We start from the raw sequence: 9,516 nt of genomic DNA on the forward strand, positions 1-9,516 counted from the left end.
CTGCAACATCCGCTTTTCGTTGCGGGTGATGATTTCTGGAGCACGCAATTCCATCAGGCGCTTCAGACGGTTGTTACGATTGATGACGCGGCGATACAGGTCGTTCAAATCGGAAGTAGCGAAACGGCCGCCATCGAGCGGTACCAGCGGACGCAACTCAGGCGGCAGCACTGGCAACACTTCCATGATCATCCAGTCAGGCTTGATGCCCGAACGTTGGAACGCCTCCAGCACTTTCAAGCGCTTGGCGTATTTCTTGATCTTGGCTTCGGATTTCGACTCTTTCAATTCCTGACGCAGAGTTTCCGCATCGCGGTCGATATCGATCGCGCGCAGCAACTCACGGATGCCTTCGGCGCCCATGAATGCAGTGAAATCGTCGCCGTATTCTTCGTACTTGGCGGCGTAGTCGTCTTCCGACATGATCTGGCAACGCTTCAGCGGTGTCATGCCAGGGTCGGTGATGACGTAGGCTTCAAAATACAATACGCGTTCGATATCCCGCAGGGTCATGTCGAGGACCATGCCCAGACGCGACGGCAGCGATTTCAGGAACCAGATATGCGCGGTTGGCGATGCCAGCTCAATATGGCCCATGCGTTCGCGACGCACTTTAGCCAGCGTGACTTCAACGCCGCATTTTTCGCAGATAACACCGCGATGCTTCAGACGCTTGTACTTACCACACAGGCATTCGTAGTCCTTGATCGGGCCAAAAATCTTGGCGCAGAACAGACCGTCGCGCTCTGGCTTGAAGGTACGGTAGTTGATGGTTTCTGGCTTCTTTACTTCGCCATAAGACCACGAACGAATTTTTTCGGGCGACGCCAGACCAATTTTGATCGAGTCGAACTGTTCACTTTGCTGAACTTGCTTGAATAAATCGAGCAGTGCTTTCATGTATCACTCCAGGTGATTAATTCGATTGCGGGACAGAGCTTAAGAGCCACCGCGGCGCGGCGAATTACTCTGCCCCCAACATTATGTAATCTTTTTGATGCTCAAATACAGTTGCCAAGAGTATCGCTACCTTACTTCTGTACTGCTGTAGTCCGGCCTGATTCGATCTCACGGTCTAGTCAGTTGGGGGACAGAGCTGCACGGGTAGTGTAATTGGTCGTCCTTCGGCGCTTCTTAAACCCTATCCGGACGGCTTTGCCCCACAATTGTGGACGGTTGATCTTGACCGCTTATTCGCGGTCAAGATCCATATCAATACCCAACGACCGGATTTCTTTCAACAACACGTTGAAGGATTCCGGCATGCCTGCATCGAAAACATGGTCACCCTTGACCAGGTTTTCATACACTTTGGTACGACCGTTCACGTCATCCGACTTCACTGTCAGCATTTCTTGCAGCACGTACGAGGCACCGTAAGCTTCCAATGCCCAAACTTCCATCTCACCGAAGCGCTGACCACCGAACTGCGCCTTACCACCTAATGGCTGCTGTGTAACCAGCGAGTAAGGACCAGTCGAACGTGCGTGCATCTTGTCATCGACCAAATGGTGCAGTTTCAGGTAGTGCATGTAGCCGACTGTCACGGTGCGCTCGAAAGCTTCGCCGGTGCGGCCGTCATACATGGTGACCTGGTTCTTCGATGGCGTCATACCCAATTGCTTGGCGATGGCGTCCGGATACGCCAGGTCCAGCATGCGACGAATTTCTTCTTCGTGCGCGCCGTCGAACACCGGCGTAGCGAATGGCACCCCAGCCTTCAGGTTGCTGGCCAGATGCAGGATATCATCATCTGTCAAGCTGTCCAGATCTTCCGACTTGCCCGACTCGTTATAGATCGTGGCCAGGAACTTGCGCAGTTCAGCGATCTTGGCTTGTGCCTTCAGCATCTCACCGATACGCAGGCCCAAACCCTTGGCAGCCCAGCCCAAGTGAACTTCCAGAACCTGACCGATGTTCATCCGTGAAGGAACGCCCAGTGGGTTCAACACGATGTCTGCCGGGGTACCGTCAGCCATGTGCGGCATGTCTTCGATCGGCAGAATGCGCGAAACCACACCCTTGTTACCGTGACGGCCCGCCATCTTGTCGCCAGGTTGCAGGCGGCGCTTAACGGCCAGGTAAACCTTGACCATCTTTTGCACGCCAGGCTGCAGCTCATCGCCTTGGGTCAGCTTCTTACGCTTTTCTTCAAATGCCAAGTCGAACTGGTGACGCTTCTCGGCGATCGATTCCTTGATCGCCTCCAGTGCCACGGCAGCGTCGTCGTCCGCCGGACGGATGTCGAACCAGTGGTACTTATCCAGATCTGCCAGGTATTCCTTGGTCAGCTTGCTGCCCTTGGCCAGTTTCTTCGGACCGCCATTGACAACCTTGCCGATCAACATGCGTTCCAGACGTTCGAAAGCGTCGCCTTCAACGATACGCAACTGGTCGTTCAGATCCAGGCGATAGCGTTGCAGTTCGTCGTCGATAATCTGTTGCGCACGTTTGTCGCGCTGGATACCTTCGCGAGTAAACACCTGCACGTCGATCACGGTACCAACCATGCCAGACGGCACCCGCAGCGATGTATCTTTAACGTCCGAAGCTTTCTCGCCGAAAATCGCGCGCAACAGCTTTTCTTCTGGTGTCAATTGGGTTTCGCCCTTAGGAGTCACCTTACCGACGAGCGTATCGCCGGCTTCAACTTCAGCACCGATGTAGACGATGCCGGACTCGTCCAGACGCGCCAACTGGTTTTCGGCCAGATTGGAGATGTCACGGGTGATTTCTTCAGCGCCCAGCTTGGTGTCACGCGCGACAACCGACAACTCCTCGATATGGATCGAAGTGTAACGCTCGTCAGCCACGACTTTTTCGGAGATCAAAATCGAATCTTCGAAGTTGTAGCCGTTCCACGGCATAAACGCCACCAGCATGTTCTGACCCAGCGCCAACTCGCCCAGATCAGTCGATGCGCCATCGGCGATCACGTCGTGTTTGGCGACGCGGTCACCAACTTGCACGATCGGCCGTTGATTGATGTTGGTGTTCTGGTTAGAACGTGTGTACTTGATCAGATTGTAAATATCGACACCGACTTCGCCCGCAGTCGCTTCTTCGTCATTGACGCGAATAACGACGCGGCCTGCATCGACGTAGTCAACGATACCGCCACGCAGTGCCTGCACGGTGGTGCCCGAGTCAACAGCAACGGTGCGCTCGATACCGGTACCGACCAATGCCTTCTCCGGGCGCAAGCAAGGAACTGCCTGACGCTGCATGTTGGCACCCATCAATGCGCGGTTGGCGTCATCGTGTTCGAGGAACGGGATCAGCGATGCTGCAACCGAAACCACCTGACCTGGCGCAACGTCCATGTACTGAACGCGCTCCGGGGATACCAGAATGGTTTCGCCGGCTTCGCGTGCGGAAACCAGTTCATCGGACAGCTTCAGGGACTTGTCGATGGTCGCGTTCGCCTGGGCGATGATGTAGCGGCCTTCTTCAATCGCCGACAAGTAATCGATCTGGTCGGTTACCTTACTGTCTTCAACCTTGCGGTATGGTGTTTCCAGGAAGCCGTATTCATTCAGGCGGGCATACAGCGCCAGCGAGTTGATCAGACCAATGTTCGGACCTTCCGGTGTTTCGATCGGGCAAACGCGGCCGTAGTGGGTCGGATGCACGTCGCGGACCTCAAAGCCGGCGCGCTCACGGGTCAAACCGCCCGGTCCAAGTGCCGATACGCGGCGCTTGTGGGTGATTTCCGACAGCGGATTGGTTTGGTCCATAAACTGCGACAACTGCGACGAACCGAAGAACTCACGGATAGCCGCCGAAATCGGCTTGGAATTGATCAGGTCATGCGGCATCAGGTTGTCCGCTTCGGCTTGGCCGAGGCGTTCCTTGACTGCGCGCTCAACGCGCACCAGACCGGCGCGGAATTGGTTCTCAGCCAGTTCGCCGACGCAACGTACGCGGCGGTTACCCAGGTGATCGATATCGTCGACTTCGCCGCGGCCATTGCGCAACTCAACCAGGATCTTGATCACAGCCAGCACGTCTTCGTTCGACAGCGTCATGGCACCAGTCAGTTCATCGCGGCCGATGCGGCGGTTGAACTTCATGCGGCCGACAGCCGACAAATCGTAACGGTCTTCGTTATAGAACAGACCGTTGAACAGCGCCTCCACCGAATCTTCGGTTGGCGGTTCGCCAGGACGCATCATGCGATAGATCGCTACACGGGCGGCCATCTGGTCGTTGGTGTCGTCGCTACGCAGCGTTTGCGAAATGTAGCCGCCTTGATCCAGATCGTTGGTGTACAGGGTCTGGATGTCGGTAACGTCGGCGTCGCGCAGCTTGGCCAGCAACTCTTCAGTCAACTCATCGTTGGCGTTGGCAACGACTTCGCCGGTATCGGCGTCAACGATGTTGCGAGCCAGTACGCGGCCCAGCAGATAGTCTCCTGGTACCGAGATATGCTTGATGCCGGCAGCTTCGATGTCACGCACGTGCTTGGAGTTGATGCGCTTGTCTTTAGCGACCAGAACCTTGCCCGATTTGTCGGTGATATCGAAACGCGCTACCTCGCCACGCAGGCGTTCGGAGACGAATTCCATTTCGGCGCCTTCGTTACGCAGCGCGAAATTGTCGAATACGAAGAAGTTGGCCAGAATCTGCTCGACCGACATGCCGATCGCTTTCAGCAGGATCGTCACGGGCATCTTACGACGACGGTCGACGCGGAAGAACAGTATGTCTTTCGGGTCGAATTCAAAATCGAGCCAGGAGCCACGGTAAGGAATGATACGTGCCGAGAACAGCAACTTTCCGGACGAGTGCGTCTTGCCGCGGTCATGCTCAAAGAACACACCAGGGGAACGATGCAACTGGGAAACGATCACACGCTCAGTGCCGTTGATAACGAACGAGCCGGTGGTGGTCATGAGCGGCAATTCGCCCATGTACACTTCCTGCTCTTTCATTTCCTTGACGACTGGCTTGGTCGGCGATTCCTTGTCCAGAATCACCAGACGCACCTTGGCGCGCAATGGAGACGCGAACGTCAGACCACGCTGTTGGCATTCCTTGACGTCGAACGGCGGATCACCGAGAACGTAAGACAAGAATTCGAGACGCGCAAAACCATTGTGCGAAACGATTGGGAAAATAGACGTGAAAGCCGATTGCAGGCCCTCATTCTTACGTTGAGACGGTACTTTGTCTGCTTGCAAAAAGCCAAGATACGACTCGAGCTGGGTCGCCAGCAGGAACGGAACGTGGTGAACGTTAGCGCGTTTCGCAAAGGATTTACGAATACGCTTCTTCTCAGTAAATGAGTAGTGCATTGAACACTCCGTGAGTGACAGGAAGGATAGAGAATTCAGGATTCGCTGGATATTTCGGCCAGACTAGACAAAACTACCGTACTAGCTAAACTATCGTAACCAACAATTCCTCAAGTCTCAGCCCTTCGAGCTTTATGGCAACGGACGCTTAATAAAACAACAAGCGCTAAACAAAATCAAAAACAACAAAGGAGCCAAAGCCGAACTCTCCTTTTCGAGAGTTCGGCACTTTGACTCCAGCGCAATAAATGCGCTCAAACAAGCTGAAATTACTTGGCTGAAATTACTTGATTTCAGCTTCTGCGCCAGCTTCAACCAACTTCTTGGCTGCTGCGTCAGCGTCAGCTTTGGAGACGCCTTCTTTAACTGCCTTCGGTGCGCCGTCAACCAGGTCTTTGGCTTCTTTCAAGCCCAGGCCGGTGATTTCGCGAACTGCCTTAATTACGCCAACCTTGTTAGCGCCGACGCCCTTCAGGACAACGGTGAACTCGGTTTGCTCTTCAGCTGCAGCAGCACCGCCGCCAGCAGCGCCGTCGCCAGCAACTGCAACAGCTGCTGCGGAAACGCCAAACTTCTCTTCGAATGCCTTAACCAGGTCATTCAATTCCATAACAGTCAGGGACTCGAGTTGTCCCAGGAATGCATCTTTATCAAAGGCCATGTGAAACTCCTAATTTTTTACAGTAATAACATCTGATTGGTTTTAACGCTAAAAAAAGCGCCGAATACGTGCTCAATAATTAAGCAGCAGTGCCTTCGGCTTCTTTTTTCGCTGCCAGAGCAGCCAAACCACGCACAAATCCAGCGATCGGCATCTGCATCATGCCCACAACTTGGGCCAGCAGAACTTCGCGACTTGGAATGTTTGCCAACGCTTGTACACCCGCCTTATCCAGCGATTTACCAGCGTAGTTACCTGCCTTGACGACCAGTTTGTCGTTGGTTTTTGCAAAGTCGTTGATGACTTTTGCAGCAGCAACGGCGTCCTCGGAGATCGAATAGATCAACGGGCCGGTCATTTGCGAGGCGAGGTCGGCAAATGCTGTACCTTCAACGGCGCGACGTGCCAATGTATTTTTCAATACACGCAGGTACACACCCTGGGTACGCGCATTAGCGCGCAGTTGGGTCAAGTGACCAACCTGGATGCCACGATATTCGGCCACGACGATAGTCTGTGCGGCTGCTACTTTTGCAGAGACTTCGGCGACTACGGCCTTTTTGTCATTCAGATTGAGACTCAAGATCAACCTCCAAAAATGATGCTCGGTAACGACATAACTGCAAGTGGTTACTTACCTGACATCGGTTCGAACACGGCGTCCGAAGTTAGGAGTTCAGTACTGAAGCATCGTAAAAAAAGACACACAGCGTTGAGACTACAAAACTTGTTCGGGTACACCATCTGCGTTGGGTGCCAAACGATTGCTCGCCTGGTGTTTAACTTTGTGCCCTGCCTGCGGCACGCCGCCCAACGGTCTTTGATTGCCTGGATCTGCATCGATACAACTCATACAGATCCAGCCCAAAGATTCGCCTGATGGCTATGCGACTTGCGCACCGCCTTCAGGACTTGATTCAATACAGCGCAGCCAGCCGCTTACGCTGCCAGTGTCGATTGATCGACACGAACGCCGGCACCCATTGTCGAGGACAACGAGATCTTGCGCAGGTAGACACCCTTGCTGGTTGCTGGCTTGGCTTTGCTCAATGCATCGATCAGCACCAACAAGTTGGACTTCAGTTCTGCATCGCTAAACGATTTACGACCGATGGTGGCGTGGATGATACCTGCCTTGTCGGTACGGTACTGCACCTGACCGGCTTTAGCGTTCTTGACGGCGGTGGCGACGTCGGGCGTCACAGTACCAACCTTCGGATTCGGCATCAGGCCGCGTGGTCCGAGGATCTGGCCCAGGGTACCAACGATACGCATGGTGTCCGGCGAAGCGATCACGATATCGAAAGGCATGTTGCCGGCTTTGATTTGCTCAGCCAGGTCTTCCATACCAACCACATCAGCGCCGGCAGCCTTAGCTTGTTCGGCTTTGTCGCCGGAAGCAAATACTGCAACGCGAACGGTCTTGCCGGTGCCAGCTGGCAGCACGACGGAACCGCGAACCACTTGATCCGACTTCTTAGCATCAACGCCCAATTGGACGGATACGTCGATCGATTCGTTGAATTTTGCAGTTGCGCATTCCTTGATCAACGCAACTGCGTTGTCGAATGGATATGCTTTGGTGCGATCAACTTTTGCCTTGATCGCTTTTGCGCGCTTAGATAACTTAGCCATTACAGACCCTCCACCGTGATGCCCATCGAACGAGCAGAACCGGCGATAGTACGCACGCCAGCTTCCAGATCAGCACCAGTCAAATCGGGCTTCTTCAAGGTAGCGATTTCTTCTGCTTGCTTACGGGTGATCGAACCAACCTTGTCGGTATGCGGCTTAGCCGAACCCTTAGTGATGCCAGCAGCCTTTTTGATCAGGATGGTTGCCGGAGGAGTCTTCATCACAAAAGTGAAGGACTTGTCGGCGAACGCTGTGATCACGACTGGAATTGGCAGACCTGGCTCAACGCCTTGGGTCTGGGCATTAAATGCCTTACAGAATTCCATGATGTTCAGACCGCGCTGACCCAATGCTGGACCGATTGGTGGGGATGGGTTTGCTTTACCAGCTGGCACTTGCAGCTTGATAAAACCAATGATTTTCTTTGCCATGATGGCCCCTAAGTGTGTGAGTATTAGCGCCTTTTTGATCGGCCTGGCAAGCCTGGCAACGATCTAGTAGGGCTCCTCTTACTGCTTCGGATTCCATGGGCTTTAACCCATGACGCTCCGAACGGCGCTTGTCTGAATCTGTAGTGCGGCTAACAAAGCTGATGCAGCTTAGACTTTTTCGACTTTGTCGAATTCCAGTTCGACTGGCGTGGCACGACCGAAAATAGTCACGGTTACACGTACGCGCGACTTTTCGTAGTTGACTTCTTCGACGTTGCCGTTGAAATCGGTGAAAGCGCCTTCCTTGATGCGAACCAGTTCGCCGACTTCGTACAGCACTTTTGGCCGCGGCTTTTCGATACCGTCTTGCATCTGCTGCATGATCTTGTCGACTTCATGCTGCGGGATAGGCGTAGGCTTGTTCGACTTGCCGCCGATAAAACCGGTTACCTTGTTGGTGTTCTTTACCAAATGCCAGGTTTCGTCGGTCATTTCCATCTCTACCAGGACGTAACCTGGGAAGAAACGACGCTCGGTAACGGCTTTCTGGCCATTTTTGACTTCAATCACTTCTTCAGTCGGCACCAGGATCTGGCCGAACTGCTCTTGCATTCCTGCGCGATCGATGCGCTCGGTAAGCGCGCGTTGCACGCCCTTTTCCATACCGGAATAAGCATGCACCACATACCAGCGCTTTTTGCCCGCTGGCGCCGAAGGCGTCACAGCAGGCGGCGTTGCTTGCGCATCGTTTTGTGTGCTATCGCTCATTATTGTTTCCAACCCAATATCACATCGTACAACAAGACCTCCAGGAGCTTATCGATGCCCCAGAGGAAAATCGCCATCACCAGCACAAAAGCAAAAACGATGGCAGTGATCTGCATCGCTTCCTTGCGGGTAGGCCAAACAACTTTTTTGGTTTCGCGCACTGCCTCTTTGGCAAAGCCAAGAAACTCACGACCTTGGGTCGATGTCCATGCCAGGGCAACTGCCACCACCAAACCGGCAACCAGTGCGCCAGCGCGCACCAGACCAGACTGGCCCGACAAAAAATAAAAGCCGACAACGCCGGCAACGACAGCCAAAACTGCCAGTATTACTTTGAGCTTATTGCCGGGTTCGCCGACAGTTTGCACAGGGTGGTTAGACATACGCGGCTTACTTTCAGTAACTTCAGTACCCTACACCTGAATCGGTGGCAGGGGCGGAGGGCATCGAACCCCCAACCTCCGGTTTTGGAGACCGGCGCTCTGCCAATTGAGCTACACCCCTACGCTTAAAACACTTTATCTGAATGGCTTGGCCAGCCAACTTACGCTTACCATTCAGACATCAACGCCGCGAGGCGGGAAGTTCCCGGGTCGCGGCGATTACAACTTTTCTTCTTTTAGTCAGCCAGGATCTTAGCAACAACGCCTGCACCAACAGTACGGCCACCTTCGCGGATTGCGAAGCGCAGACCTTCTTCCATCGCGATCGGGTTGATCAACAT

The 9,516-nt window shown here is 53.9% G+C and carries 7 protein-coding genes, 1 tRNA gene and 2 pseudogenes; all 10 read right to left on the bottom strand.

The window, feature by feature from the left end; all coding sequences use genetic code 11:
- Positions 1-900, bottom strand: a pseudogene (locus tag ACIQ0R_RS08425) (DNA-directed RNA polymerase subunit beta'); the annotation flags it as partial.
- A gap of 290 nt (positions 901-1,190) precedes the next feature.
- Positions 1,191-5,297 carry a DNA-directed RNA polymerase subunit beta gene (gene rpoB, locus ACIQ0R_RS08430; protein WP_395826148.1) on the bottom strand — a complete coding sequence of 1,369 codons (4,107 nt, stop codon included), beginning with the start codon at positions 5,295-5,297 and terminating at the stop codon, positions 1,191-1,193.
- Between the two features lie 283 nt (positions 5,298-5,580).
- Complete coding sequence (gene rplL / locus ACIQ0R_RS08435) at positions 5,581-5,958, bottom strand: 50S ribosomal protein L7/L12 (RefSeq protein ID WP_395826150.1); 378 nt, start codon at positions 5,956-5,958, stop codon at positions 5,581-5,583.
- Between the two features lie 79 nt (positions 5,959-6,037).
- Positions 6,038-6,541 carry a 50S ribosomal protein L10 gene (rplJ, locus tag ACIQ0R_RS08440; RefSeq protein WP_395826152.1) on the bottom strand — a complete coding sequence of 168 codons (504 nt, stop codon included), beginning with the start codon at positions 6,539-6,541 and terminating at the stop codon, positions 6,038-6,040.
- Between the two features lie 356 nt (positions 6,542-6,897).
- Positions 6,898-7,593 (bottom strand): 50S ribosomal protein L1, encoded by a 696-nt coding sequence (gene rplA / locus ACIQ0R_RS08445; protein WP_395826154.1) that lies wholly within the window; start codon positions 7,591-7,593, stop codon positions 6,898-6,900.
- Entirely contained in the window at positions 7,593-8,024 is a 432-nt protein-coding gene (rplK, locus tag ACIQ0R_RS08450; protein ID WP_038484621.1) for a 50S ribosomal protein L11, read from the bottom strand. Before rplK ends, rplA begins: the two co-directional genes overlap by 1 nt.
- A gap of 168 nt (positions 8,025-8,192) precedes the next feature.
- Positions 8,193-8,792: a transcription termination/antitermination protein NusG gene (gene nusG / locus ACIQ0R_RS08455; RefSeq protein WP_395826156.1), complete on the bottom strand. Its 600-nt coding sequence runs from the start codon at positions 8,790-8,792 to the stop codon at positions 8,193-8,195.
- Positions 8,792-9,175 carry a preprotein translocase subunit SecE gene (gene secE, locus ACIQ0R_RS08460; RefSeq protein WP_395826158.1) on the bottom strand — a complete coding sequence of 128 codons (384 nt, stop codon included), beginning with the start codon at positions 9,173-9,175 and terminating at the stop codon, positions 8,792-8,794. Before secE ends, nusG begins: the two co-directional genes overlap by 1 nt.
- A gap of 45 nt (positions 9,176-9,220) precedes the next feature.
- Positions 9,221-9,296: transfer RNA gene (locus ACIQ0R_RS08465), tRNA-Trp, on the bottom strand.
- Between the two features lie 115 nt (positions 9,297-9,411).
- Positions 9,412-9,516: pseudogene (locus tag ACIQ0R_RS08470) on the bottom strand (elongation factor Tu); the annotation flags it as partial.

The organism is Collimonas sp., from assembly GCF_044339385.1.
GTDB lineage: Bacteria > Pseudomonadota > Gammaproteobacteria > Burkholderiales > Burkholderiaceae_D > Collimonas.